The following is a 24113-nucleotide window of genomic DNA, read 5'->3' as shown; positions in this document are numbered from 1 at the left end:
AGATCAGCGGCCACAGTTTGCTGCTGCGCAAATGCAGAATAAGGGCATGATTCGCCCCACCACGCCTGCCAGCCGGCTTTGCCGCAACCGACATTCCGGCTTTACCTTGCTGGAAGTATTGGTCACGGTTGCCATCGCCGGCATTCTGGCTGCGCTGGCGGCGCCTTCATTGCGCGATTTTGTGGCGCGCAACAAGATGTCTTCCATTGGAAATGAGTTCACCGGCAGCGTGTTGCGTGCTCGTAATGAAGCGGTCAGCAGGAACACCTGCGTCACCATGTGCTTAAGCACCACAGTCAACGATACTGGTACCGGCAGCAGCGGCCCTCGATGCGCAACGACCGGCCAAGACTGGCAGGTGGGGTGGATCGCTTTCCTAAACCCATCTTGTTCAAGTGCTAGCAACAATCCTGATGCGGATAAGCCGGAAAACTTACTGTTTGTTCGCCAGCCCGTGGCCGGTGAGTACTACTTGAATGCCCTATCGAACACCCGCAAGATCCAGTTCAACAACCGAGGGTTGAACGGTTTGGGAAGTGCCGAGGAGTTCGACCTTGTTTATCAATCGGTTAACCATCCCTGGACACAAAAGTACGGTTTCAATATTTGCCTCAACAAAATGGGGCGAACTCGAACCATATCCGACGCGTCCACTTGCGGCAGCGACTCGAATTGAAAGTCACCATGCGAAAAGCCCCCGCACGAAAACTTGCCCGAGGTTTCACCTTGATCGAGATTCTGGTCGCTATCGTCGTATTGTCGATCGGCCTGCTTGGGATCGCCGGCCTGCAATTAGCGACCACCAAGTACAAGATCAACTCTTGGTCCCGCTCCTCAAACGCCTCGCTGTTCGCCGATTTTTCGGACCGTGTTCGCATGAATCCCAGCCAAGCTGGTCGCAACTACATCACGGGCGCAGACAGCACCTCAGCCTACATCCTCAACAGCGATTGGGCCACCCAACAGGCCGCGACCGATGCTTCACTGACCATCACCCCGAACTGCGAAACCGACTCGTCCGTCACCAGTTGCACACCGCAGCAGCGTGCAGCCTATGACATGGGGGCCTGGCGCCTACGCGTGCGTAATGCACTGCCGCAAGGTGCGGCCCTGGTAGAAGGCAATCGCAGCGATGGCATCACCGTCACATTGATGTGGTTTGACAAAGAAAACACCGATTCTCAACGCCGCATCAATGATGGCACCGCAGTCAATCTGGTCGCGGTTACTACATGCACGAGTCAGCAAACCGGCCTAGCTAGGCAAACCTGCTGCCCCGCCACCGCGTCTGCTCCGGCAGGTGTGCGCTGCGCCCGCTTCTCCTTCGTACCATGAAGCACATGCGCCCCAACCGTGTACATCAGCGTGGCGTCACGATGGTGGAGTTATTGGTCACCATGGTGATCACCCTCTTTTTGGTCACGGCCGCAGCTTACGTTTACCTGGGCACTCGAGATACTCAACGTGCGGTGGAACGAAACAGTGCCAACCAGGAAACCGGGGTGTATGCGCTCGAATTCCTGGGACGAGATATTGCGAATGCTGGCTTTTACCCCACCGTAGCTCCCCCTATTTCGGCAAACTTTCCCAAAATGCGGCGCATTGATGGATATCCACCGGGTCAAGGCATTCCTGTTAGAAACACAGATTGGATTTCCCCCAGCAGCGGAGACAACGCCTATATCACCGGCATTTTTGGTTGCGATGGCGCCAAATTCAATGTCGCGACGGGTACCTGTGGCACCACCTCTTCCACAGCACCCGACTCTCTTGTGATTAACTACTTCTCGAGTGACACCATGGACAGCGCCGTGGTGGGCACGCGGCGAGACTGCAACGGAGCAGATGCCGGCAATGACGCCAGCAATGCCATTCGCAAACTCAACGATGGAACACCTGCCACCGCCGTCAATGCCAATCTTCCGCCACAACTTCCGCTATTCGTGTCAAACCGATATGCAATCGACTCCACCTCCGCCGAGGTTGAAGGGCAAGATGTCCAGACCAAGAGTCTTCAGTGTTCAGGAAATGGCAACACGAATGGCTACCAACCCCTGTTGCTAGGTGTTGAGGACATGCAATTGACTTATGGGATCTACAACAGCGCACTCACTCGAGCCCCCGACCGTTTCTACACCGCTACAGAGATCCAGAGCCTGCAAGCGCTCAACGTCAACGGAATCTCAATTAGCCCGTGGGGCAGAGTTGTCGCAGTACGTGTTTGTCTGATGACCAAAAGTGTCGGCGCGGCTCCGAAGATTGCAGATAAAAGCTCTGCTTTGCGCAAATACATCGACTGCAAAGACCAGGAACAAACGCAAAGCGCAAACGACACATCTTTACGCAAACGATTCGTACAGGTCTTTGCGGTGCAGAACAACATCAACCAATCCTATTAGGGCTCACCATGCCCCAAAGCATCCAGCTCCGCCGTCCCGTTGCTGTGTCATCTGATCAGCAGAAGGGAGTGGCGCTCATCGTCGTTCTATTGTTTTTACTGGCCATCACGGGACTGACCATCTGGGCAGCACGCCAATCCATGTTTGGCGAAGGCATAGCGCGGAATCAACTTGACCAAGAAGTTGCATATCAAGCCGCCGAATCTGCGCTACGGGACGCCGAACGCGACCTCATGCAGATCACCCCCAGCATATTGACCGGGGCCTCTTGCACCCGCAACCGCTCGCGCCCGCCAATCGTTTCGGACTTCACCGAGAACTGCCCGCTCGGCTTGTGCAGGAGAGAGGACGGCACTTACGCCATATCGAACTGGAGTACCGCTGTAGAGGGCTCCTCCACCGCATCTGAACCCTGGTGGCCGGTCAGCAAGGGCGGAGCATGGAACAACAGTTTTGACAACAAACCGAATCGTACTGGCAGCGCCATTGATACCGGGCATTGCAGTTTCAATGGTGCCATTCCTCTGGGTACGTTCACCGGGGTAGCCGCCATACCAGGCGTAGCGCAACAGCCCGAATACATCATTGAACATTTTGTCCGCGCCAGCAACGTCACCTACCAACCCACTGCGGTATATCGCGTGACCGCACGCGGATTTGGTTACTCCATGCGCACCCAGGTCGTCCTTCAGACCTTCTTCGCTCCGCTTCAGGAGTAAACCGTTGACGGGCCTGCATTGCCTCTAAGGATCTACCCCATGAAAACCTTTACGACACCATTCAAGCATCTTTGGGTGTTCAGCGTAGCCCTTTTATCCTTACAGCACCTACAGGCGACCCCCGTCGATGTTTCAACACCCAAACAGGCGGTACCACCCAACATTGTGACCACTTCGAATCGGCCCATGATGATGTTGGCGGCCACCAAGGATCACTCACTGTTTGGCCCCATCTATACGGACTTTGAAGACCTTGATGGGGATGGCGTCATCGACACCACCTTCAAGCCGTCATTCAAATACTACGGGTACTTCGACCCCACGAAGTGCTATGCCTACAGCACGAGCGATGCACGATTCAATCCTGCCGTCAACGCAAACAGCCGAACTGTAACAACAACCAGCGTCACCACAACCACGTCCAGCGGAACCAGCACGTCCACAACGGTCACGACTTCCACCACCGAAGGGAGCACCGGAACAGTCAGCACGACAACCGCCCCCAGTAGCTCAAGCACATCCAGCACTGGAACCGCCGGGACCACCACCACGTCGTCCACGGTTTACTCTTGCCCAAGCTCGCAATCGTACTGGAGCGGAAACTTCCTCAACTGGTCATCCATGACGCGCTTGGACGTTGTGCGGAAGATGCTGTATGGCGGTAAACGCCGTACTGACACGACAACTAGCGGCACGGGAACCACCGTACTTGAGCGTGCACAGCTCACATTCGACGCACACGCGTTCGTCAAGTTTTATCGCGGTACGGACATCCGGGACTACACCCCCTTCAGTACCACCGACCTGATCAAGACCACGGGAGCCAACGCCGGGGTTTATGCAGGCTTGAGTATTTGCAACCTGGGATCGGAGGACAGCTATACATCAAGCTCCAACGCGCCCATCATGCGCATGGTCAAGGGAAATGTCAGGTTCTGGTCTACGGTTGAAGTCCGTCTGTGCCAATGGCGCGAGGATTACGGCCTCGGTACCTTTGGCCCGAAGCTCGCGCGCTACTATCAAGACGCCAACAAGGGGGGCGGAAGCATCGCGCATGAAATCACTATTCCGAGCCGTACCACCGACGGGGCCACCTATGGGGGCATCGGGCCTGAACTCACCGTCAGAGTCAAGGTTTGCGACCCATCTTTGCTAGGCGAAGAGCGCTGCCAGGCCTTCCCCAGCAACTCCGTCACCAACTACAAGCCGTATGGCTTGTTCCAGGAATTTGGTTACTCCACCACGGGTGGAGCTGCCCGCGCCGAATTCGCCGTGATTACCGGCAGTTATGACCTGAACTACACCGCCGGCGCACTTCGCAAAAATATGGGCGACTTCGCCGATGAAATCAATCCGAGCACGGGTGTTTTTTGTCATAGTGCCAGCTCCGGCTGTTCCAGCGCCTTGGCATCACCGGACGGACGCAGTACGGGTGTGGGTGCCATCAAAGCTTTCGACGCCATCGTTCTTTATGGCCGCTCAAATGGCGGCTACGGTAGCTCTGGCACCCCGAGCGGTGTTGCAGAGGGCAGTTTGCCCGCGTGGGGCAATCCGATCGGTGAAATGCTGGTGCAAGCCCTGCAGTATTACGCTTACAACGGCACGACTCCAACCCCAACCAATCCCAGCAGCACCAGTAGGGATGGCAACGTAGGTGCACCCGTTACCGCATGGCGTGACCCGCTGTCCAACAGCAACACGACCCGAAACTCCCTTTACGGAAATTCCGTATGCCGCCCTTTGAACGTCTTGCTGATGTCCAACAGCGCGCTCAGTTTCGATGGCCAAGCCGCCACCCCTTTTGGTACATTGCCGACCGGGCCCAGCATCACGACATATACCAATCGAGTCGGCACGGCAGAGAACTTTGACAACACCCTACGCTCAGTCGGCTCGGTTACCGGCGGTTATGGGACCTCATGTTCGGCTAAAACCATCAGTACCCTGGATCAGGTCTCGGGCATCTGCCCTGAAGCGCCAGCCATGGGGGGAACCTACCAGGTCGCAGGTGCGGCCCTGTACGGAAACACCAACAAAATCCGCACGGTGACCAATCCGCCGAGCGATTTGGCGGCCACTAAAGATGTTCTGAAGGTCAAGACCTTGGCGGCCTCGCTTACCGGGGGAGCACCGCGCATTGATATCCCTGTACCTGGCACCTCGCGTTACGTTTACATCACACCGGAAAGCGTGCAAAACGGTGGCGCCATCAGTGCACCGCTGACCTTTGCCTCTGTCAGCTCCAGTGCCACCCATGGTGCGTTCATCGTGACATGGAACGACGTTTTGATGGGCGGCGACTACGACATGGACATCACTGGCTTCATCCGTTACGACTTGGTGGACCGCGACGGCGTGTCCAACGCCAGTGGTCCTTACATCAAGGTCACAACCGACATCCCAGGAGTCTGCGGCGGCGCGGCAGGCACCCATGGCTTCAGTATTATTGGTGTGACAGATGACACCGGCGCTAGCAAGAACGGGCGTTATCTGACCCATCAGCACTCAGGCAGCAGTGGCACCGCTTATGCGACCTTGTCGGGTATGCCTGCTTCAAGCGAATACCTATGCGGTGACTCCACTTACCGCAACCGGACGATTCGCATTGGCACCACAGACAAGCTGTTCCAAAACACCGTCTGTGCCGTCACCGGCGACGGCAGTACAGGTGATTCCAACATCCCCAACTTGGCAAACTACTGTTCGGTCAAAAACGAAGACTATCCCGTCTCCACGACCTTTAAGATGGTGGGTGAAACCGATGCCCTGTTGAAAGATCCGCTCTACTACGCTGCCAAATACGGAGATTTTGACTCCAGCACCAAGAACGCCGATGGCTCCTATACCGAGGTCTCCATGCCTAGCAGCACAGACAGCTGGGACAAGGTCAAAGCCGATGGTTCTCCCGGGGCCGACGGTGTTCCTGACGGGTACTTTCTGGCACGCCGCCCCGACCTGCTGGAACAGCAACTGCGTAAAGCACTCGACAGTCTGGCCAAGAACTCCAATTCGGCACCAGCATCATCTTCACGACAGCTCACCACGGATGGCTACAAGTACGTAGCCAAGTTCGACTCCACAACCATTTCGGGCAATGTCGAAGCCTACAAAGTGGACTCCACGGGTGAATACAAAAGCGTTCCAGAATGGCGAGCGGGCCAGTTGCTCAGAACCCTCGCCAACAGCACAGCCGGCAGCACTGCGGGCGCTGGCGATTCGCGCAACATCATCACCAACTATGGCAACCGCGGCACGGGCGTGACTGCTGGGGTCCCTTTCCGCTGGGCCTCACTGCCAGAGGCCTACAAGACACAGATGACCGACAACAGCACCAATCGGCTGACGGCTGCCAACGCGACGGTAGTGCTGAACTACCTGCGTGGCGATCAATCCAAGGAAGCAGCTTCGACAGGTTTACGCGAACGCTCAGACAACCTGCTTGGCCCCGTCATCAATGCCACGCCGTGGGTGCAATCACCACCCGCGGCCTTCTATGCTGAGGCGCTCTTCCCTGGTTATCGCTCATACGTAGACAATAACAAGACACGCAGCAAGCTCCTGTGGGTATCCGCCAACGATGGCATGCTGCATGCGTTCAACGCGACTTCTGGCGCTGAAGTCCTGGCCTACGTACCCGGCCCGCTGGCCAACCGCTTGGCCGAGATCCCCATGCAGCGAGGTTCCGTTGGACGCACCCGTTTGGACGGTGCCAACTTCACACGGGACTCGAGCGAAACATTACCTGACGGCAACGTATGGGCTTATGTGGATGGAAGCCCATTCACTGCCGACGTCCAGCTCCCTGGTTCTGGCAGCACTCAAGGCGCATGGAAAACCTACGCGTTCAGCTCGCTGGGCCGCGGCGGCAAGGCGTTTTTCGCCTTGGACGTGACTACAGCCTCCGCCGTCGCATCCGCTGAAGCCGGCACCAACCCCAACGACATTTTCAGGTGGCAGTTCACTTCCGACGACGACAACGACCTGGGCTACAACGTCAATGACGTTTCCATCAACGTCAACTCAGGCCAGGCCAACCCCATCGTCAAGTTGAACAATGGCCGCTTCGCCGTGCTGCTCAACAATGGCTACAAATCAACGAACGGCAAGGCCGTTCTCTATCTGCTCTACGTCGACGGGCCCAATGCCTCCGGTACTTGGGTGAGTGGCACCAACTTTGTCAAGATTGTGGCGGACGTAGGCACTGGCAACGGGCTGTCGCCACCAACCTGGATTGACCTCGACAACAACGGCACCGCCGACGTGGTGTACGCCGGTGACCTCAAGGGCAATATGTGGAAGTTCGACCTCAGCAGTACAGATTCGACAAACTGGGCCGTGGCCTATAAGTCGGGGGGAGCCAATCTGCCGCTGTTCAAGGCCCGTGCCGGCGACGCCGGTACTGGTGATGGGCTGCCCATCACTACGGCCCCCGAGTTCGCTTACCCAGCCTTCGATGGCCTGATCATCACCTTTGCCACAGGCAATGCCTTCGAGACTGGCGACTTTCCCAAAGCATCGGTGACGCAACGCATGTATGGCATCTGGGACCGGCCGGGCTTTGGCACCGGAACAGGTGGACGCACCCTGCCAACCAGCCTTTCCACGCTGGTGTCCCGCAGCTACCAAAGACTCTCCAGCGGCTTGGTGGTCCTGACCGGCACAAACGATGCAATCGACTGGCTTAACAAGGATGGCTGGTACTTCAACCTCCCGGGTAGCTCCGAGATGGTTTTATCCGATCCTGATTTGAGTGCCGGGGTATTGACGTTTACCGCCGTACGCCCAAAGACCGACCAGAACAACTGCAACAACACACCTGACGTGACGCTTTACACCATTGACCCCATCTCCGGTAAAAGTGAACGTAACAGCCAGGGGGAGACCACCGTTGGCTCATCCAAGATACTCGTGTCTGGCACGAGCATCAGCGACCAAAAGGTCGTGGTGGTGAACGATAGAACCAGCAAGCCCTACACCAGGCAATCCTGCGCGGCAGGCTCGGCCGGCTGCACCTGCACGACCAGTAACGGCGTGACCACATGCACCAAGGACACCCCGGCCTGCGCGGACGACCAATATGCAAAAAAGGTCGTAGGCGAAAGCACTGGCGTGACACTTTGCTACAACCCCAACTCTCGCGTGCAATGGCGTGAAATCCCGGGACTTAGGACCTATTGAGATGATGCGAAAAATTCAACGAACACAACAAGGCTTCACACTCATTGAAGTCATGATCACCGTGGTGGTGGTGGCCATCTTGGCCGCGATTGCCTATCCGAGCTATACCGAGCAGGTTGCCAAAGGACGGCGTGCCGAAGCGCAAGCGACCTTGCTGGCCGGTCAGCAATGGATGGAGCGCTTCTACACGGAGAACTACCGCTACGACAAAAATAGCGCGGATACCGCGGTTACCGACTCCAGCCAGTTCCCCGCGCGCTTCAGCCAGTCGCCACCCGACACCACTCAAGCCAAGCTCTACGCCCTGGAAGTGAGTGCCCCCACGAGAGATAGTTACACCATCACCGCGACACGCTCCGCAAGTGGCGCGATGAGGCAAGACCGCTGCGGTGACTTTAGCGTTAATCACCTGGGGCGTCGCTCAATCGCCAACTATTCAACCAAAGCCGGCGCCAGCTTCAACGAAGCCATGGCTTACTGCTGGAAGTAATTGCGCTGCAGCAAAAGCAGGTTGGCATGCGCCGCTCGACGCGATTCAGCGTAGTTGCGGGACTGGTACTGGCAGCGCACGGGGGTGTCCTGTATTGGAGTTGGCCCAGAACCACCACGCGTGTATTGCCGACAGTGCTTTACATCACCGCCAGCATTGACACAGACAAGACCGTTTCCGTAGTCGCAAGACCCGCAGCGCCACTTGCGTCCGAACAGACTGTACCGACCGAACCCGCCAGGGTTGAAAAAGTCTCACCTATGCACAGACCGGTGAAAGAGCCCCACCAGGAGCCTCTTTCCGCAACCGCCTTACCAACTTCGCCACCTCAGACCGGCCCATCACAGCCATTGGCAGAAGCCGCCAGCGCCCCTCCGGTCCTCGACGGCTATTTCTCATTCGACGAGGTTGATCGCCCCGCCAAACCGCTCGGTGATTGGCTCGTTCACCCCGAAACTCTTCCCCGGCTGAGCAGCGTACGGGCCGAAATCTGGGTTTGGATCTCAGCCACCGGTCAAATCGACCGCTGGGAACTCGCCCCGGATGCGCAGCCGCGCGATCTCTTGATGCGCGCGCTCTCGGAGTTCGATCTGACGCAACTCCGGCCCGCCATGCGTAACAATCTGGCCGTTCCCAACTTTCGCCGTATTGAAATCGTCATTAGCCGTGATTGATGGCCTGCGGCAAGACCGATTCCACATGAGGTTAGCTTGAGTTCATCTCCCGATTCACTTCGCCCGCCCACGCTCAACAGCATCCACCACGGCATGGCCCTGGCCCTCGCCCAAGCCGAGCAAGCCAGCCGCATTGCCTCGCCCAACCCTGGAGTCGGCTGTGTGCTGATCAGCCCGCAGGGCGACATCATCGGCAGCGGCCACACCCAACAGGTCGGTGGCCCGCACGCCGAAATCATGGCGCTGCGCGATGCCGCGGCCCAGGGGCACGACGTACGCGGCGCCACGGCCTATGTCACCCTCGAGCCCTGCGCCCACCACGGCCGCACCGGACCCTGCTGTGATGCGCTGGTGGCCGCTGGCATTGGCCGCGTGGTCGCCGCGCTGCCAGACCCCAATCCGCTGGTGGGCGGCCAGGGTTTTGCACGGCTGCGTGCGGCTGGCGTAGAAGTGGAAGTTGGCCCTGGCGCGGCCCAAGCCTGGGCGCAGAACATCGGTTTCTTCAGCCGCATGCTGCGCAAAACGCCTTGGGTGCGGATGAAGGCCGCGACCTCGCTGGATGGCCAAACCGCGCTTGCCAACGGCGCCAGCCAATGGATTACCAGCGAAGCCGCACGTACCGACGGCCATGCCTGGCGCGCACGCGCCTCGGCCATCTTGACCGGCATAGGCACGGTGCTGGAAGACAACCCGCGGCTGGACGTGCGTTTGGTGGATACACCACGCCAGCCCCATCTCGTGGTGGTGGACAGTAGACTTGAAACACCGGTGGACGCTGCACTTTTCATAGCTGGTCGCACCACATACATCTACACCACAAGCCAAAATAATGCCAAGGTTTCGGCAATACAAGCCAAGGGCGCCACGGTGGTCCACATGCCAGGCAGGCAAGCCGGCAGCGAGCAAAAAGTCGATCTGGCGGCCATGCTGTGCGATCTGGCTCAGCGCGAGATCAACGAATTGCATGTGGAAGCAGGCCACAAACTCAATGGTTCGCTGCTGCGCGAAGGGCTGGTCGATGAAATTCTGCTGTACCTCGCGCCCAAGCTGCTGGGCCAAGGCCTGGGCATGAGCAACCTCGGGCCCTACACATCACTGGAGCAAGGCATGGCGCTTGAATTCAAGTCGGTGGAGCGCGTCGGGCCGGACATCCGCATCCTCGCCCAACCGCCGGGCCGTGACCGATTCGGCGCGCTGCCCGTCGCGCTGGAGACCTGATTCGCGCATGATTTGAGGGCCATCCATCCGGACATTGCGCTTTTGCGGCACAAGCTCACGTAAACCCTGCGAAAATAGCGCGATGTTCACCGGAATCATCACCGGCGTGGGGCGCATCGTCGCCGTGCACGACCTGGGTAGCTCTTCTTCGTTCGGCAAGCGTCTCACCATCGAGACCCCGGCCGGGTATCTTGACGACGTGGGCCTGGGGGACAGCATTGCCCTCAATGGCGCCTGCATGACGGCAACGTCGCTGGACCTGGCGCAGCGCCGGTTCACCATCGACATCTCCGCCGAATCCCTAGACAAAACCACCAGCCTCGACGCCCCTGGCCCAGTCAATCTGGAAAAAGCCCTGCGCGCGCACGACCGCCTGGGCGGCCACATTGTTTCGGGCCATGTGGACGGCATTGGCAGCGTGAGCCACTTTGCCCAGGTGGGCGAAAGCTGGCTGCTGACCATTCTGGCGCCGCTGAGCCTGGCCAAGTACCTGGCCTACAAAGGCTCCATCACCGTCAACGGCGTCAGCCTCACGGTGAACAAGGCGATCGACGTGGACGGCGGCTGCGAAGTCCACATCAACCTGATTCCGCACACGGTAGAAAACACCGCCCTGGGCGCGCTGCGCGAGGGTGGCCAGGTCAACCTCGAGATCGACCTGATCGCGCGCTATGTGGAGCGCATGCTCCAGGCCAGCCCTGCCACGGCCGCGCTCAAACCCTTGCCGCCCGTTTAATCTAGATTCGCCGAAAGCTCTCCGCATGTCCACCTCCCTCCCCGCTGGCCTGACCCCAGCCGGCATCTCTCCCGTCGAAGACATCGTGGCCGACATGCGCGCCGGGCGCATGGTCATCCTGGTGGACGAAGAAGACCGTGAAAACGAAGGTGACCTGGTGCTGGCGTCTGACCATGTCACACCCGAAGCCATTAACTTCATGGCGCGTTACGCACGTGGCCTGATCTGCCTCACGCTGTCGCGCGAAATGTGCGAACGCCTGCAACTGCCGCCCATGGTGGCGCGCAACGGCGCCAAACACGCCACCGCCTTTACGGTGTCGATTGAAGCCGCAGAAGGCGTGACCACCGGCATCTCCGCCGCCGACCGCTCGCGCACCGTACAAGCCGCAGTGGCCGCCAACGCCACCGCCGCCGACCTGGTGCAACCCGGCCACATCTTCCCGCTGCAAGCGGTGGATGGTGGCGTGCTGATGCGCGCCGGCCATACCGAAGCCGGTTGCGACCTGGCGGTGATGGCTGGCTGCAGCCCCTCGTCCGTCATCTGCGAAGTGATGAACGACGACGGCACCATGGCCCGCCTGCCGGACCTGCAAATCTTCGCCGCGCAACACGGCCTGAAGATAGGCACCATTGCCGACCTGATCGAGTACCGCAGCCGCAACGATTCGCTGGTCAAGAAGGTTGGCTGCCGCCCGATTCAAACCGCCTTTGGCGCCTTCACCGCCCACGCCTTCCGCGACACCCCCAGCGGCGAATTACACCTGGCGCTGGTCATGGGTGAATGGTCAGCCGAAGCCGTGGTCGATGTACGCGTGCACGAACCGCTGTCGGTGATCGACCTGCTGGAAGTCAACAGCCCCATGCATTCATGGAGCCTGGACGCCAGCCTGCGCCACATCGCCTCCGAAGGCAAAGGTGTGGCCGTGCTGCTGAACTGCGGCGAAAGCGCCAGCGAGTTGCTGTCTCAATTCGAAGGCACAGCCCGCCCGGCCCAGGCGCCCGAGCGTGGCCGCATGGACCTGCGCACCTACGGCGTGGGCGCACAGATTCTGCGCGAATGCGGCGTGACACGCATGCGCCTGCTTGGCCAACCGCGCCGCATGCCCAGCATGACCGGCTACGGGCTGGAGACCGTGGGCTACCTCGCCAAACAAAACACTACGAAGGAATAACAATATGTTTGGTGCCAACCAAGGCCACTACGACCCACAAGCCCCCGAGATGGATGGGCAAAAGCTGCGCATAGGCATTGTGCAGGCGCGCTTCAACGCCGACATCACCAATGCTTTGGCCGCCGCCTGCAAGGCCGAGTTGGCAGAGCTTGGTGTGCAACAGAAAAACGTGGTGCACGTGCAAGTCCCCGGTGCACTCGAAGTGCCGGTGGCCCTGCAAGCCATGGCAGAGCAGGAGCAGTTTGACGCATTGATTGCGCTGGGCTGCATCATCCGCGGCGAAACCTACCACTTTGAACTGGTGGCCAACGAGTCGGGCGCCAGCGTCAGCCGCATCGGGCTGGACTACCAGATGCCCATCGCCAATGCGATCCTGACCACCGAAAACCTTGAACAAGCCGTGGCCCGCCAAACCGACAAAGGCCGCGACGCCGCGCGTGTGGCCGTCGAAATGGCCAACCTGATGGAACAACTGCGATGAGCGATATCCCTGAAAACGCAAGCCCCTCGGCCGACAAGCCAGCCCGCCAATCGCGCGCCGGCCTGACCAGCACCGGTGCACGCAAAGCCTCCGCCAAGTCCGAGCGCAGCCGCGCCCGTGAGTTTGCGCTGCAGGCGCTTTACCAGCACCTGGTGGGCCGCAACACGCCTGCTGCCATCGACGCGTTCACACGCGACCTGGCGGGCTTTCACAAGGCCGACTCGGCGCATTACGACGCGCTGCTGCATGGCTGCATTGCACAAGCCGAAGAGTTGGACACACTCATCACGCCGCTGCTCGACCGCCCCATGGCCGAGATCTCGCCGATTGAACACGGCGTGATGTGGATTGGCGCCTACGAGTTGCAACACTGCCTGGACGTGCCATGGCGTGTGGTGCTGAACGAATGTATTGAGATGGCCAAGGAGTTTGGCGGCACCGACGGCCACAAGTATGTGAACGGCATCCTCAATGGTCTGGCGCAAAAGCTACGCACGACCGAGATCGCCGCCGAGCAGGCCAAGGGCCAAGGCGGCAAGCCGCGCGGCTGACCCTGCCGCTGGGCGCCAAGGCGTGGCCTGCCGCAGGCCACGCTGACTTTTCACTTCTCCAGATCCATTGTTGTTGTCCATGCAGATTTCTCGCCGCGCCGAAGCCATTGAACCGTTTTATGTGATGGAGGTGGCCAAGGCCGCATCCACCTTGGCCCAAGAGGTGGCGCACAGCGACCAGCCGATGATCTTCCTGAACATTGGCGAACCCGACTTCACCGCCCCACCCCTGGTGCAAGAAGCCGCGCAACGCTGCATCAGCGCTGGCAGCACGCAGTACACCCAGGCGCTGGGCCTGCCGGCGCTGCGCGAGCACATCAGCCAGTGGTACCGCAGCCGCTTCGGCCTGGAAGTGCCGGCCAGCCGCATCGTGGTCACGGCCGGGGCCTCGGCTGCCTTGCAGTTGGCCTGCCTGGCGCTGTTCAACCCCGGCGACGAAGTGTTGATGCCTGACCCCAGCTACCCCTGCAACCGCCACTTTGTGAGCGCTGCAGAAGGCAAGGCGGTGTTGATCCCCACCACGGCGGCCGAGCGTTACCAGCTCAGCGCCGAGAAGGTGGCTGCGGCCTGGAGCGACAAGACCCGTGCCGTGCTGCTGGCGTCACCGTCCAACCCCACCGGCACCTCCATCCACCCCGACGCACTGCGGCAAATCATCGACGTGGTGCGCAGCCGTGGCGGCGTGACCTTGATCGACGAGATCTACCTGGGCCTGAGCTACGACGAGACCTTCGGCCACAGCGCGCTGGGCCTGGACGACAACGTCATCAGCGTCAACAGCTTCAGCAAATACTTCAACATGACCGGCTGGCGCCTGGGTTGGCTGGTGGTGCCCGAGGCACTGGTGCCGGTGATTGAGCGCATGGCGCAAAACCTGTTCATCTGCCCCAGCACGGTGTCGCAATACGCGGCACTGGCGTGTTTTGAGCCGGCCTCGCTGGCCGAATACGAACGCCGTCGCGCCGAATTCAAGGCGCGCCGCGACTACTTTGTGCCCGCCCTGCGCGAGCTGGGGTTTGACATTCCGGTCGAGGCCGATGGTGCGTTCTACGTCTGGGCCGACTGCAGCAAACTCTGCCAAAAGCTGGGCATCAAAGACAGCTGGGACTTTGCGTTTGAGGTGATGCACCGCGCCCACCTGGCCATCACGCCAGGACGCGATTTCGGCACAGCTGAGACGGCCAACTTCGTGCGTTTCTCGTTTGCCAATTCCCTCGAACAATTGCAGACCTCGGTGGCACGGCTGCGTGCCATGCTCGGCTAAAGCCGCATGAGCCAAGACCACAGCACGGCCTCGCTTTCCGCCTTCCGCTGGCCCGTTCGCGTGTATTGGGAAGACACGGACGCGGGCGGCATTGTGTTTTATGCCAACTACCTGAAGTTCATGGAGCGCGCACGCACCGAGTGGCTGCGCCAGGCCGGCATTGCGCAAAGCACGCTGAAAGAACAAAGCGGCTGCATGTTTGTGGTCAGCGCCACCAACGTGCAATACCATCGCCCAGCCCGATTGGATGATGAACTTATCATTACAGCTGCCATGGAACAAACTGGCCGCGCCTCGATCTCAATTGCTCAGGAAGTGTTGCTGGTCAACGGCGCAGACCGCGCCCAGGCCCCGCAATTGTTGTGCGCCGGCCAGATCCGCCTCGGCTGGGTACATGCCGAAACCTTCAAACCCATGCGTATTCCGTCCTCCATCTTAGAAGTCCTGAAATGAGCCAAGACCTGTCCATCCTGACGCTGGTAATGAATGCCAGCATCGTCGTGCAAGCGGTGATGCTGCTGCTGGTGTGTGTATCCGTGGCCAGTTGGGCGGCGATCTTCCGCAAGCTGTTTGCGCTCAAGCGTGTACATGCCTTGAACGAAGAATTCGAGCGCGACTTCTGGTCGGGCAACAGCCTGAACGACCTGTACGCCAGCGCCGCCCAGAACGCCAAAAGCGCCGGTCCCATGGAGCGCATTTTTGCCAGCGGCATGCGCGAATACCAAAAGCTGCGTGAACGCCGCATCATCGACCCAGGCACCTTGATGGACGGCGCGCGCCGCGCCATGCGCGCCAGCTTCCAGCGCGAGATGGATGTGGTCGAGTCCAACCTGTCGTTCCTGGCCTCGGTGGGTTCGGTGTCGCCTTACGTGGGCCTGTTCGGCACGGTATGGGGCATCATGCACGCGTTCACCGGGCTGGCCAGCATGGCACAGGTCACGTTGTCCACCGTGGCGCCGGGCATTGCCGAAGCCTTGGTGGCCACGGCCATCGGCCTGTTCTCGGCCATTCCGGCCGTGGTGGCCTACAACCGCTTTGCACGCGACATCGACCGCACCGCCATCCGCCTGGAAACCTTCATCGAAGAGTTCTCCAACATCTTGCAGCGCAACGTGTCGGCACAAGCCTCGCAGCCAGGTCAATCGACCCCGGGCCGCTAAGTCAGGTCGGACAAAGGAGCCTCACCATGCCAGGAACGATTTCCCGGGGACGCGGCCGGCGCACCATCAACGAGATCAACATGGTGCCCTTCATCGACGTGATGCTGGTGCTGTTGATCATCTTTATGGTCACGGCCCCATTGGTCACACCCAGCCTGATCGACCTGCCCAGCGTGGGCAAGGCCGGCAAGCAGCCGGACCGCGTGATCCAGATCGTCATCAACAAAAACGACACGCTGGAGCTGAGCAACAACGGCAAGACCAGCCAGCTCAACGCGCGCGACGTGGCCGCTGAAGTGAAGAAGGCGCAAGGCGACGAGCCGAACACACCGGTGGTCATCAGCGCCGACCGCAACGTCAAGTACGAGTCGGTGGTGAAGATCATGGACACCTTGCAGCGCAACGGCGTGCAGCGCGTGGGCCTGTCGGTTCAGTTGGCTGGTAAATAAAAAGTCGTTCACAAGCCTTTTTGACATGCAGGCCACCCAAGACGCCGTCGACTTCACTCCACCACGCCCCAAGGCCAATCTACGTGCCTTGGGCCTGGCGATCTTCGCCCATTTGTTGTTGCTGGCCGCATTGACCTGGGGTGTGCATTGGAAGTCGAACGACACCCCGGCGGTGGAAGCGGAGATCTGGTCCTCCGTCACCCAGCAGGCCGCACCCCGCGCGGTGGAAGAGCCGGTGAAGCCGGTGGAGCCACCACCACAGCCCCAGCCCGAACCTACGCCACCGCCGCCACCCCGTGTGGAACCCAAGGTAGAACCGCCACCGGCGCCCAAGGTGAACGATGCCGACATCGCGCTGGAACGCGATAAAAAACGCAAAGAGATCGAGAAGCAGAAAGAGCTGGAAGAACAGCGCCAGGAACTCGCCAAACAAAAAGAGCAAGAGCGCCTGAAGAAAATCGCCGCCGACAAAAAGCGCGAAGAACAAAAGCGCAAGGAAGAGGAAGAAGACCGCAAAGAGAAAGCCGAGGCCGACGCCAAACGCAAGAAGGCCGAAGCCGATGCCAAGCGCAAGGCAGAAGCCGCGCAAGAGCAAAAGGACAAGGCCCAGGCCGACGCCAAGGCCAAGGAACAAGCGCAAGCGCGCCAGGCCGAAGCCCTGCGCCAGGAGAACCTGAAGCGCATGCAAGGCCTGGCTGGTGCCTCGGGTGGTGCCAATGCCACCGGCACGGCGTTGAAGTCTTCGGGGCCGTCAAGCAGCTATGGCGGACGAGTCGCCGCCAAGGTGAAGCCCAACATCGTGTTCCCGGACGACATCGCGGGCAACCCGGCTGCTGAAGTCGAAGTACGTGCTGCGCCAGATGGCACCATCACCGGCAAACGCCTGACAAAATCGAGCGGCTCCAAAGCCTGGGACGACGCGGTGCTGCGCGCCATCGACAAGACTGAAACCCTGCCACGTGATACGGATGGCCGCGTGCCGCCCATCATCATCATCACCTTCACACCAAAGGATTGATGCAGAGCGGGTGGAGGCCTGCAAAGCCTCGCCTGCCGTGGCACACTTGTCGCTCTTTGTGACCATCGCGGGTGCGCCTGATCACGGCCCGCTTTTTATTCGCCTCGAAAGGTTTCCATGAGCTACGTTTTCGCTGCCCCTCCTGTGGTTTCGGTGCCGGTTGTCGGCCAGAGCGCGCAGTTCCCCGTGCGCCACATCTATTGCGTGGGCCGCAACTACGAAGATCACGCCAAGGAAATGGGCTTCACCGGCCGCGAGCCGCCGTTCTTCTTCATGAAGCCGGCTGACGCCATCGTGGTCGTGCCAGCAGGCGAAACCGGCAGCGTGCACTACCCCAGCCTGACCAAGAACCTGCACCACGAGATCGAACTCGTGGTGGCCATTGGCAAGGGCGGCAAAAACATCGCCGCTGCCGACGCAGCACAACACATCTTCGGCTACGCCGTGGGCCTGGACATGACGCGCCGCGACCTGCAAAACGACATGAAGAAACAAGGCCGCCCCTGGTGCATAGGCAAGGCCTTTGACGAGTCGGCGCCCATAGGCCCCATCACCCCGGCAGCCCAGGCGATGGGCGTGGAACAAGCCGAAATCTATCTGCAGGTGAACGGCCAGGACCGTCAGCGCAGCCACGTGTCCAAGCTGATCTGGAACATTGGCGAAACCATTGCCCACCTCTCGGCCGCCTGGGAGTTGCAGCCCGGCGACCTGATCTACTCGGGCACGCCTGAAGGCGTGGGTGCCGTGGTCGCGGGAGACGTGCTGCTCGGTGGCGTCGCCGGTTTGGGTGAGTTGTCGATCAAGATCGTCTAACCACTCAACGCCAAAACATGGGGCCTGGCGTTCACGCTGCAGGCCCTATTTTTTTGCCCGTACACTGCTGACCATGATGTTTCGCCCCCCCATCAAACACTGCCGCAATTGCGGCCAAGCCGTTGCCTACTGCGTGCCTGACGATGGCGACACCAAAGAGCGCGCGGTCTGCCCGGCCTGCGGCACGGTGCACTACGAAAACCCGCTCAATGTAGTGGGCACGGTGCCCTTTCTGGGTGACAAGGTGCTGCTGTGCAAGCGCAACATAGAACCGCGCTTTGGCAAGTGGACGCTGCCGGCAGGCTTTATGGAGCTGGGCGAAACCACCGACCAGGGGGCCGCGCGCGAGACCGATGAAGAGGCCGGCGCCCACATCGAGATGGGTCAACTGTTCAGCATCATCAGCGTGATCCCGGTGGGCCAAGTGCATCTGTTTTATCTGGCGCGGCTATTGGACGGTGAGTTCAATCCGGGCTTTGAGACGATTGAAGCCAAGCTGTTCAGCGAGGACGAGATTCCGTGGGAAGAGATCGCCTTTCGCACCGTCAAGCTGACGCTGGAACACTATTTTGCCGACCGCCGCACGGGCAAGTTCACGCTGCACCACGGCGAGATCAAATAACGCCAGCTTAGACCCCAGCAAACACCCAGCGCGAGCGCGCGCCGAGCACCGCGTCTGGGTACGGTGCCTTGCCGCGCGAGCCGTTGTAGCGCCCCAGCGCCATGAACAGGTCACCGTTTTCACGGTCTAGGTAGTGGCGCAGGATCACACAGCCAAAGCGCAGATTGGTTTGCATGTGGAACAACTGGTTGGCATCACCATCGGCCAGTACACGCGTCCAGAACGGCATGACCTGGGTGTAGCCACGCGCCCCTACCGAGCTGATGGCGTGCTGGCGGAAGTTGCTCTCCACCTGGATCAAGCCGAGCAGCAGCGAGGGCTCTATGCCGGCACGCTTGCTCTCGTACCACACGGTGCCCAGAAACTCCTTGCGCACCGACCATTCGGATTTTTTGGGCCGCAGGCGATCACTCATGGCGCCGAGCCAGCGCAGGTACTGCAGCCTGGACTCGAAGTTGTTGAAATGCGGCTCGGGCGGCGCGCCGTTCGCCACAGCCGCGCGCAAGGCCGTGCGCACGGAATCAGCGAGCGGCTCCTCGAGTTGGCCACCGGCTCTGGCTTGCTGCGAAATCAGGAGCTGCCCCAGCATGCCAGTCGTGCCTAGCAAGGCCTTTCTTCTTGAAAATCCTGGCCTATGCAGCACGACACACACACCCGCTGGAACAACTTCTCTTGGCGCTAAAGCAAACTTGCCGGTCACTGGGCGGCAGCGGGCTGCAGCTTGGCCATGACGTGTCCAAAGATGTCAGCCGCAGCGACCTTCACCACTTCGGTTTCGCGGCGCTGCAGGTACTCCACCTGGCCTTCTTTGAGGCCACGGTCGGACAAGGTCACGCGATGCGGCACACCTATCAGTTCCCAGTCGGCAAACATGGCGCCGGGACGCTCGCCACGGTCGTCCAGGATCACGTCCACACCAGCCGCCAACAGTTCGGCGTAGAGCTTTTCGGCGGCGGCCTTCACTTCGGGGCTGCGCTCCGGGCTGATGGGGCACACCGCCACGGTGAACGGCGCCAGTGCGTCGGGCCAGATGATGCCGCGTGCGTCGTGGTTTTGCTCGATGGCAGCGGCCGGCAAACGCGTGATGCCTATGCCGTAGCAACCCATTTCCATGAACTGGGGCTTGCCATTCACGTCCAGGAAGGTGGCGTTCATGGCCTTGCTGTATTTGGTGCCGAGGTAGAACACGTGACCGACTTCGATGCCGCGCTCGATCGCCAGCACACCCTTGCCGTCGGGCGACAGGTCGCCGGCGACGATGTTGCGCAGGTCGGCCACCAGGGTGGGCTCGGGCAGGTCACGGCCCCAGTTCACGCCGGTCATGTGGAAGTCGGCCTCGTTGGCGCCGCAGATCCAGTCGCTCATCACGGCGACTTCGCGGTCGACCACCAGCTTCACTGGTTGCAGCAGGTTCAGCGGGCCCAGGTAGCCGGGCTTGCAGCCGAAGTGGCTTTCGATTTCAGGCAAGGTGGCAAAGCGGAAACCCACGTCCAGGCCCGGCACTTTACCGGCCTTGATTTCGTTCATGTCGTGGTCGCCGCGCAGCAGCAGCAGCCAGACCTGGCTCTTGACCACGGCACCGGCTTCATCCAGCTCGTCGGTGGCGAGCACCAGCGACTTGACGGTCTTTTGCAGTGGCACGTTCAGCAACTCGGCCACGTCGGCACAGGTGGCACGGCCGGGCGTGGCGGTTTTGGCCAAAGCTTCGGTCGCGGCGCCGCGTGGGGCTTGCGGCGCCAGGGCCTCGGCCTTTTCCAGGTTGGCGGCGTATTCGCTGGTGGGACAGTAGACGATGGCGTCTTCACCTGTGGCAGCGATCACCTGGAATTCTTCACTCAGGTCACCACCGATGGCGCCGCTGTCGGCGGCCACGGCGCGGTATTGCAGGCCGAAGCGGTCGAAGATGCGGCGGTAAGCCTGCGCCATCACCTGGTAGCTTTCCTTGGCCGAGACTTGGTCGCGGTCGAAGCTGTAGGCGTCCTTCATGATGAACTCACGGCCACGCATCAAGCCAAAACGTGGACGGCGTTCGTCGCGGAACTTGGTCTGGATCTGGTAGAAGTTCTTCGGCAGCTGTTTGTAGCTGCGCACTTCCTGGCGCGCGATGTCGGTCACCACTTCTTCGCTGGTGGGTTGCACCACGAAGTCGCGGTCGTGACGGTCTTTGATGCGCAGCAACTCCGGGCCCATCTTGTCGAAGCGGCCGGTCTCCTGCCAGTACTCAGCGGGCTGAATCACCGGCATGGACAGCTCGACCGCACCGGCGCGGTTCATCTCCTCGCGCACGATGGCTTCAACCTTGCGCACCACACGCAGGCCCATGGGCATATAGGTATAGATGCCGGCACCCAGCTTCTTGATCATGCCAGCACGTGTCATGAGCTGATGGCTCACCACTTCTGCATCGGCGGGGGCTTCCTTGAGCGTGGAAATGAGGAACTGGGAGGCTTTCATCGGTCGATTCTGAAGATGTACGGGAGGAGAGAGGGAAAGTCAGGACTGGTCCAAAGCTTGATGCACGCCAAACGCTGTGCATAATGGACTCAGTTTAAAAATTTGGGGTTTGATTATGCTTGACCGAGAAGGCTTTAGGCCTAACGTCGGCATCATCTTGCTCAACCAGAGAAATCAGGTGTTTTGGGGTAAGCGTATTCGCACCCACTCCTGGCAGTTTCCGCAAGGTGGTATTGACCGGGGCGAGTCGCCGGAGCAGGCCATGTTCCGGGAACTGCATGAAGAAGTGGGGTTACATCCGGAGCATGTCCGCGTTGTTGCCCGCACCCGCGACTGGTTGCGCTACGAGGTGCCTGATCGGTTCATCCGCCGCGACGCGCGCGGACATTACAAAGGCCAGAAGCAAATCTGGTATCTGCTGCAACTGGTCGGTCACGACTGGGATCTGAACCTGCGCGCCACCAATCACCCAGAGTTCGACGCCTGGCGTTGGAACGACTATTGGGTGCCGCTGGACGTGGTGGTCGAGTTCAAACGTGGTGTGTACGAAATGGCCCTCACTGAGTTGGCCCGTTATCTGCCACGCCATGATTCACGCAATCGTTACCTGCGCAGCAGCATGCGCACGCGCGAGGGTCATGCTGAATCAGAATCCGATTTTGCCCCCCTGCCCGTACCCAGCGTGCACATGGAACTGCCCCCGGGCGCCACTTTCGAGCCCGATCCTCAACAGGCCTTACGCCAGGAAGCCAGTGAAAAACGCCATGCCTCGTCTTAGTTTGCAGCGTCAGAAGTTGGGGGGGAAGATGGGGTATTCGGGCAAACGGGCCATCTGGAACACAGCCAGCCTGATCGGGCTCACCGCACTGCTGACCGCAGCTGCGGCTGTGGCGCAAGTCACCCCAGCCGAAGACCCGGACTGGAAAGAATCGGAAGTACCACCGCCGCCTGCCTTCGATGCCAAAAAGCTGATCCGCATCGACATGGACCGTGTGGTGGAGTTGCGCTACGGCGTAGACCCAGCTTCCATCACCATCAACAATGAAGGTGTGACCCGCTACGTCATGACCACCACCAACGCTGAAGGCATGGTCGCGGCCATGTACGAAGGCCTGCGTTGTGCCACAGGTGAAGTCAAAGTCTATGGCCGCTACAACGAAGGGAAATGGCGAGCCACACCCAACCCCGAGTGGCGTACATTGTTTGGCAACCCTGCCGTGCGGCATTCGCTGGCCTTTGCGCGCCAGGGCGCATGCAGCGGCACGGCACCGCCCAACACGGTGGCAGATCTGGTACGTAACCTGAAGAGCCCGCGCTCCGACTTGCCGCGCTGACGCTACACCTGCGGGGAAGAACTCTGCACAATAAAAATGCGGCCAAACGGCCGCTTTTTTATGGCTGGGTGCAAAGCCTCAACGGCTCAACACCAGATTGTCACGGTGGATCATTTCGGGCTCGGCCGCGTAGCCCAGCAAGGCTTCAAACTCTGATGATGGCTTGCGGCAAATCAGTCGGGCTTCGCTGGACGAGTAGTTCGCCAAGCCACGCGCCAACTCCAGGCCTTGCGGGTCGCGCACGGCAATCACTTCGCCGCGCGAGAAGTCGCCGTCCACGCTGAGCATGCCAATCGGCAGCAGGCTTTTGCCACCGTCACGCACCTTCTCGGCGGCGCCGGCATCAACCACCACGGCGCCACGCATTTGCAGGTGGTCGGCCATCCACTGTTTGCGCGCTTGCTGCTTTTGCGTTTGCGCCACCAGCAGCGTGCCAATCGCCTCTCCAGCCACCAAACGCAGCAAGGCGTCGGGCTCACGGCCCCAAGCGATCACGGTCGATGCACCCGAGCCCGCGGCGCGTTTGCCGGCCAGGATCTTCGTGATCATGCCGCCACGGCCCAGCGAGCTGCCGGCGCCACCGGCCATCACTTCCAGGGCCGGGTCGCCGGCCTTGGCTTCGGTCACAAACTGCGCGCTCGGGTCTTTGCGTGGATCGGCAGTGAACAAGCCCTTCTGATCCGTCAAGATCACCAGGGCATCGGCCTCCACCAGGTTCGCCACCAGGGCCCCCAAGGTGTCGTTGTCGCCAAACTTGATTTCGTCGGTGACCACGGTGTCGTTCTCGTTGATCACCGGGATCACGCCATGCTGCAACAGCGTCAGCAGCGTGGACCGGGCGTTGAGGTAGCGTTCGCGGTCGGCCAAGTCGGCGTGTGTCAGCAGCACCTGGGCGCTGCCCAGGCCGTTTTCACGCAGCTTGGTTTCGTACATCTGTGCCAAACCCATCTGGCCAACCGCCGCCGCTGCCTGCAGTTTGGGCACTTCGCTGGGGCGGGTGGCCCAGCCCAGGCGTTTCATGCCCTCGGCAATGGCACCACTCGACACCATAATGACTTCGCAGCCAGGCGTGCCGTCGGCCTTGACGCGGGTCAAGGCGGCAAGTTGGCGACACCATTCACCAATCGCCGTTTCGTCCAATCCACGGCCTTCGTTGGTGACCAGGCTGGAGCCGACCTTGACCACAATGCGCCGTGCATCACGCAAAACAGTCGATGCAGATTTCACACTCATTTATGCCTCTGAAGCCCACCGCTCATGCGGAAATAGCTCTTTAATTTATAGCACTCAAGAATCCGCTTGTGGCATGAACCGTGGATCAACTTCCACGTGAACCTGCTCCGCATCGTGCTCGGCACGGATGTGTTTGTAGACCGCCT

Annotated in this window: 25 protein-coding genes; 21 read left to right on the top strand and 4 right to left on the bottom strand. The window is 60.4% G+C overall.

The window, feature by feature from the left end:
* The first annotated feature begins 46 nt into the window (after positions 1 to 46).
* The 4 genes from ACFQ95_RS02640 to ACFQ95_RS02625 are packed head-to-tail and all read left to right on the top strand — an operon-like array spanning position 47 to position 3118.
* Positions 47 to 676, top strand: coding sequence for a GspH/FimT family pseudopilin (locus tag ACFQ95_RS02640; RefSeq protein ID WP_422829254.1), 630 nt, complete (start codon positions 47 to 49; stop codon positions 674 to 676).
* Between the two features lie 8 nt (positions 677 to 684).
* Positions 685 to 1335: a type IV pilus modification protein PilV gene (gene pilV, locus ACFQ95_RS02635; RefSeq protein WP_422829253.1), complete on the top strand. Its 651-nt coding sequence runs from the start codon at positions 685 to 687 to the stop codon at positions 1333 to 1335.
* Positions 1332 to 2399, top strand: a complete 1068-nt coding sequence (locus tag ACFQ95_RS02630) for a PilW family protein (protein ID WP_422829252.1) — start codon at positions 1332 to 1334, stop codon at positions 2397 to 2399. Before pilV ends, ACFQ95_RS02630 begins: the two co-directional genes overlap by 4 nt.
* Before the next feature lie 8 nt (positions 2400 to 2407).
* Positions 2408 to 3118, top strand: a complete 711-nt coding sequence (locus ACFQ95_RS02625) for a pilus assembly PilX family protein (protein WP_422829251.1) — start codon at positions 2408 to 2410, stop codon at positions 3116 to 3118.
* 335 nt (positions 3119 to 3453) lie between these two features.
* Here the strand turns inward: ACFQ95_RS02625 and ACFQ95_RS02620 are convergent, their stop codons facing one another.
* On the bottom strand, positions 3454 to 3678 hold the full coding sequence (locus ACFQ95_RS02620) for a hypothetical protein (RefSeq protein WP_422829250.1): 225 nt from the start codon (positions 3676 to 3678) through the stop codon (positions 3454 to 3456).
* Between the two features lie 61 nt (positions 3679 to 3739).
* Here ACFQ95_RS02620 and ACFQ95_RS02615 point away from each other — a divergent pair, with 61 nt between their 5' ends.
* From ACFQ95_RS02615 to ACFQ95_RS02545, 15 genes are all read left to right on the top strand, one after another.
* Positions 3740 to 8296 (top strand): pilus assembly protein, encoded by a 4557-nt coding sequence (locus ACFQ95_RS02615; RefSeq protein ID WP_422829249.1) that lies wholly within the window; start codon positions 3740 to 3742, stop codon positions 8294 to 8296.
* Position 8297: 1 nt separating this feature from the next.
* Positions 8298 to 8786: a type IV pilin protein gene (locus ACFQ95_RS02610; protein WP_422829248.1), complete on the top strand. Its 489-nt coding sequence runs from the start codon at positions 8298 to 8300 to the stop codon at positions 8784 to 8786.
* A gap of 350 nt (positions 8787 to 9136) precedes the next feature.
* The gene (locus ACFQ95_RS02605; protein ID WP_422829247.1) at positions 9137 to 9460 is read left to right on the top strand and encodes a hypothetical protein; all 324 of its coding nucleotides are present in this window, start codon (positions 9137 to 9139) and stop codon (positions 9458 to 9460) included.
* A 93-nt stretch (positions 9461 to 9553) separates the two neighbouring features.
* The gene (ribD, locus tag ACFQ95_RS02600) at positions 9554 to 10678 is read left to right on the top strand and encodes a bifunctional diaminohydroxyphosphoribosylaminopyrimidine deaminase/5-amino-6-(5-phosphoribosylamino)uracil reductase RibD (RefSeq protein WP_422829540.1); all 1125 of its coding nucleotides are present in this window, start codon (positions 9554 to 9556) and stop codon (positions 10676 to 10678) included.
* Between the two features lie 82 nt (positions 10679 to 10760).
* On the top strand, positions 10761 to 11414 hold the full coding sequence (locus tag ACFQ95_RS02595; RefSeq protein ID WP_422829246.1) for a riboflavin synthase: 654 nt from the start codon (positions 10761 to 10763) through the stop codon (positions 11412 to 11414).
* 25 nt (positions 11415 to 11439) lie between these two features.
* Positions 11440 to 12588: a bifunctional 3,4-dihydroxy-2-butanone-4-phosphate synthase/GTP cyclohydrolase II gene (gene ribBA, locus ACFQ95_RS02590; protein ID WP_422829245.1), complete on the top strand. Its 1149-nt coding sequence runs from the start codon at positions 11440 to 11442 to the stop codon at positions 12586 to 12588.
* Positions 12589 to 12592: 4 nt separating this feature from the next.
* Entirely contained in the window at positions 12593 to 13069 is a 477-nt protein-coding gene (gene ribH, locus ACFQ95_RS02585; RefSeq protein WP_422829244.1) for a 6,7-dimethyl-8-ribityllumazine synthase, read from the top strand.
* Positions 13066 to 13620, top strand: a complete 555-nt coding sequence (nusB, locus tag ACFQ95_RS02580; protein ID WP_422829243.1) for a transcription antitermination factor NusB — start codon at positions 13066 to 13068, stop codon at positions 13618 to 13620. Before ribH ends, nusB begins: the two co-directional genes overlap by 4 nt.
* A gap of 79 nt (positions 13621 to 13699) precedes the next feature.
* Entirely contained in the window at positions 13700 to 14884 is a 1185-nt protein-coding gene (locus ACFQ95_RS02575) for a pyridoxal phosphate-dependent aminotransferase (protein WP_422829242.1), read from the top strand.
* 6 nt (positions 14885 to 14890) lie between these two features.
* Positions 14891 to 15337 carry a tol-pal system-associated acyl-CoA thioesterase gene (gene ybgC, locus ACFQ95_RS02570; RefSeq protein ID WP_422829241.1) on the top strand — a complete coding sequence of 149 codons (447 nt, stop codon included), beginning with the start codon at positions 14891 to 14893 and terminating at the stop codon, positions 15335 to 15337.
* On the top strand, positions 15334 to 16044 hold the full coding sequence (gene tolQ / locus ACFQ95_RS02565; RefSeq protein WP_422829240.1) for a protein TolQ: 711 nt from the start codon (positions 15334 to 15336) through the stop codon (positions 16042 to 16044). Before ybgC ends, tolQ begins: the two co-directional genes overlap by 4 nt.
* Before the next feature lie 26 nt (positions 16045 to 16070).
* On the top strand, positions 16071 to 16493 hold the full coding sequence (gene tolR / locus ACFQ95_RS02560; protein WP_422829239.1) for a protein TolR: 423 nt from the start codon (positions 16071 to 16073) through the stop codon (positions 16491 to 16493).
* 25 nt (positions 16494 to 16518) lie between these two features.
* Positions 16519 to 17511 (top strand): cell envelope integrity protein TolA, encoded by a 993-nt coding sequence (tolA, locus tag ACFQ95_RS02555; RefSeq protein WP_422829238.1) that lies wholly within the window; start codon positions 16519 to 16521, stop codon positions 17509 to 17511.
* Positions 17512 to 17628: 117 nt separating this feature from the next.
* Positions 17629 to 18324, top strand: a complete 696-nt coding sequence (locus ACFQ95_RS02550; protein ID WP_422829237.1) for a fumarylacetoacetate hydrolase family protein — start codon at positions 17629 to 17631, stop codon at positions 18322 to 18324.
* A 73-nt stretch (positions 18325 to 18397) separates the two neighbouring features.
* Positions 18398 to 18946 carry an NUDIX hydrolase gene (locus tag ACFQ95_RS02545; protein WP_422829236.1) on the top strand — a complete coding sequence of 183 codons (549 nt, stop codon included), beginning with the start codon at positions 18398 to 18400 and terminating at the stop codon, positions 18944 to 18946.
* Between the two features lie 7 nt (positions 18947 to 18953).
* Here the strand turns inward: ACFQ95_RS02545 and ACFQ95_RS02540 are convergent, their stop codons facing one another.
* Both ACFQ95_RS02540 and ACFQ95_RS02535 read right to left on the bottom strand, forming a co-directional pair.
* Positions 18954 to 19535, bottom strand: coding sequence for a lytic transglycosylase domain-containing protein (locus tag ACFQ95_RS02540; protein ID WP_422829538.1), 582 nt, complete (start codon positions 19533 to 19535; stop codon positions 18954 to 18956).
* A gap of 107 nt (positions 19536 to 19642) precedes the next feature.
* The gene (locus tag ACFQ95_RS02535) at positions 19643 to 21400 is read right to left on the bottom strand and encodes a proline--tRNA ligase (RefSeq protein ID WP_422829235.1); all 1758 of its coding nucleotides are present in this window, start codon (positions 21398 to 21400) and stop codon (positions 19643 to 19645) included.
* 115 nt (positions 21401 to 21515) lie between these two features.
* Between ACFQ95_RS02535 and ACFQ95_RS02530 the strand changes: the two genes are divergently transcribed.
* Complete coding sequence (locus ACFQ95_RS02530; RefSeq protein WP_422829234.1) at positions 21516 to 22178, top strand: RNA pyrophosphohydrolase; 663 nt, start codon at positions 21516 to 21518, stop codon at positions 22176 to 22178.
* A complete protein-coding gene (locus ACFQ95_RS02525) occupies positions 22165 to 22734 on the top strand; it encodes a CNP1-like family protein (RefSeq protein WP_422829233.1) in 570 nt (189 codons plus the stop codon). Before ACFQ95_RS02530 ends, ACFQ95_RS02525 begins: the two co-directional genes overlap by 14 nt.
* A 78-nt stretch (positions 22735 to 22812) precedes the next feature.
* Here the strand turns inward: ACFQ95_RS02525 and proB are convergent, their stop codons facing one another.
* The gene (proB, locus tag ACFQ95_RS02520; RefSeq protein ID WP_422829232.1) at positions 22813 to 23967 is read right to left on the bottom strand and encodes a glutamate 5-kinase; all 1155 of its coding nucleotides are present in this window, start codon (positions 23965 to 23967) and stop codon (positions 22813 to 22815) included.
* Between the last annotated feature and the right edge of the window lie 146 nt (positions 23968 to 24113).

The sequence above is a fragment of the Variovorax sp. HJSM1_2 genome (assembly GCF_049316285.1).
Taxonomy (GTDB): Bacteria; Pseudomonadota; Gammaproteobacteria; order Burkholderiales; family Burkholderiaceae_C; genus Rhodoferax_B.
Note: the sequence above shows the minus strand (reverse complement) of the source record. Positions and strands in the feature narration are given on the sequence as shown.

Coding starts and splice junctions, on each gene's coding strand:
- ACFQ95_RS02640 (WP_422829254.1), top strand. CDS start 47: ATGATTCGCCCCACCACGCCTGCCAGCCGGCTTTGCCGCAACCGACAT.
- pilV (WP_422829253.1), top strand. CDS start 685: ATGCGAAAAGCCCCCGCACGAAAACTTGCCCGAGGTTTCACCTTGATC.
- ACFQ95_RS02630 (WP_422829252.1), top strand. CDS start 1,332: ATGAAGCACATGCGCCCCAACCGTGTACATCAGCGTGGCGTCACGATG.
- ACFQ95_RS02625 (WP_422829251.1), top strand. CDS start 2,408: ATGCCCCAAAGCATCCAGCTCCGCCGTCCCGTTGCTGTGTCATCTGAT.
- ACFQ95_RS02615 (WP_422829249.1), top strand. CDS start 3,740: ATGACGCGCTTGGACGTTGTGCGGAAGATGCTGTATGGCGGTAAACGC.
- ACFQ95_RS02610 (WP_422829248.1), top strand. CDS start 8,298: ATGATGCGAAAAATTCAACGAACACAACAAGGCTTCACACTCATTGAA.
- ribD (WP_422829540.1), top strand. CDS start 9,554: ATGGCCCTGGCCCTCGCCCAAGCCGAGCAAGCCAGCCGCATTGCCTCG.
- ACFQ95_RS02595 (WP_422829246.1), top strand. CDS start 10,761: ATGTTCACCGGAATCATCACCGGCGTGGGGCGCATCGTCGCCGTGCAC.
- ribBA (WP_422829245.1), top strand. CDS start 11,440: ATGTCCACCTCCCTCCCCGCTGGCCTGACCCCAGCCGGCATCTCTCCC.
- ribH (WP_422829244.1), top strand. CDS start 12,593: ATGTTTGGTGCCAACCAAGGCCACTACGACCCACAAGCCCCCGAGATG.
- nusB (WP_422829243.1), top strand. CDS start 13,066: ATGAGCGATATCCCTGAAAACGCAAGCCCCTCGGCCGACAAGCCAGCC.
- ACFQ95_RS02575 (WP_422829242.1), top strand. CDS start 13,700: ATGCAGATTTCTCGCCGCGCCGAAGCCATTGAACCGTTTTATGTGATG.
- ybgC (WP_422829241.1), top strand. CDS start 14,891: ATGAGCCAAGACCACAGCACGGCCTCGCTTTCCGCCTTCCGCTGGCCC.
- tolQ (WP_422829240.1), top strand. CDS start 15,334: ATGAGCCAAGACCTGTCCATCCTGACGCTGGTAATGAATGCCAGCATC.
- tolR (WP_422829239.1), top strand. CDS start 16,071: ATGCCAGGAACGATTTCCCGGGGACGCGGCCGGCGCACCATCAACGAG.
- tolA (WP_422829238.1), top strand. CDS start 16,519: ATGCAGGCCACCCAAGACGCCGTCGACTTCACTCCACCACGCCCCAAG.
- ACFQ95_RS02550 (WP_422829237.1), top strand. CDS start 17,629: ATGAGCTACGTTTTCGCTGCCCCTCCTGTGGTTTCGGTGCCGGTTGTC.
- ACFQ95_RS02545 (WP_422829236.1), top strand. CDS start 18,398: ATGATGTTTCGCCCCCCCATCAAACACTGCCGCAATTGCGGCCAAGCC.
- ACFQ95_RS02540 (WP_422829538.1), bottom strand. CDS start 19,535: ATGCTGGGGCAGCTCCTGATTTCGCAGCAAGCCAGAGCCGGTGGCCAA.
- ACFQ95_RS02535 (WP_422829235.1), bottom strand. CDS start 21,400: ATGAAAGCCTCCCAGTTCCTCATTTCCACGCTCAAGGAAGCCCCCGCC.
- ACFQ95_RS02530 (WP_422829234.1), top strand. CDS start 21,516: ATGCTTGACCGAGAAGGCTTTAGGCCTAACGTCGGCATCATCTTGCTC.
- ACFQ95_RS02525 (WP_422829233.1), top strand. CDS start 22,165: ATGCCTCGTCTTAGTTTGCAGCGTCAGAAGTTGGGGGGGAAGATGGGG.
- proB (WP_422829232.1), bottom strand. CDS start 23,967: ATGAGTGTGAAATCTGCATCGACTGTTTTGCGTGATGCACGGCGCATT.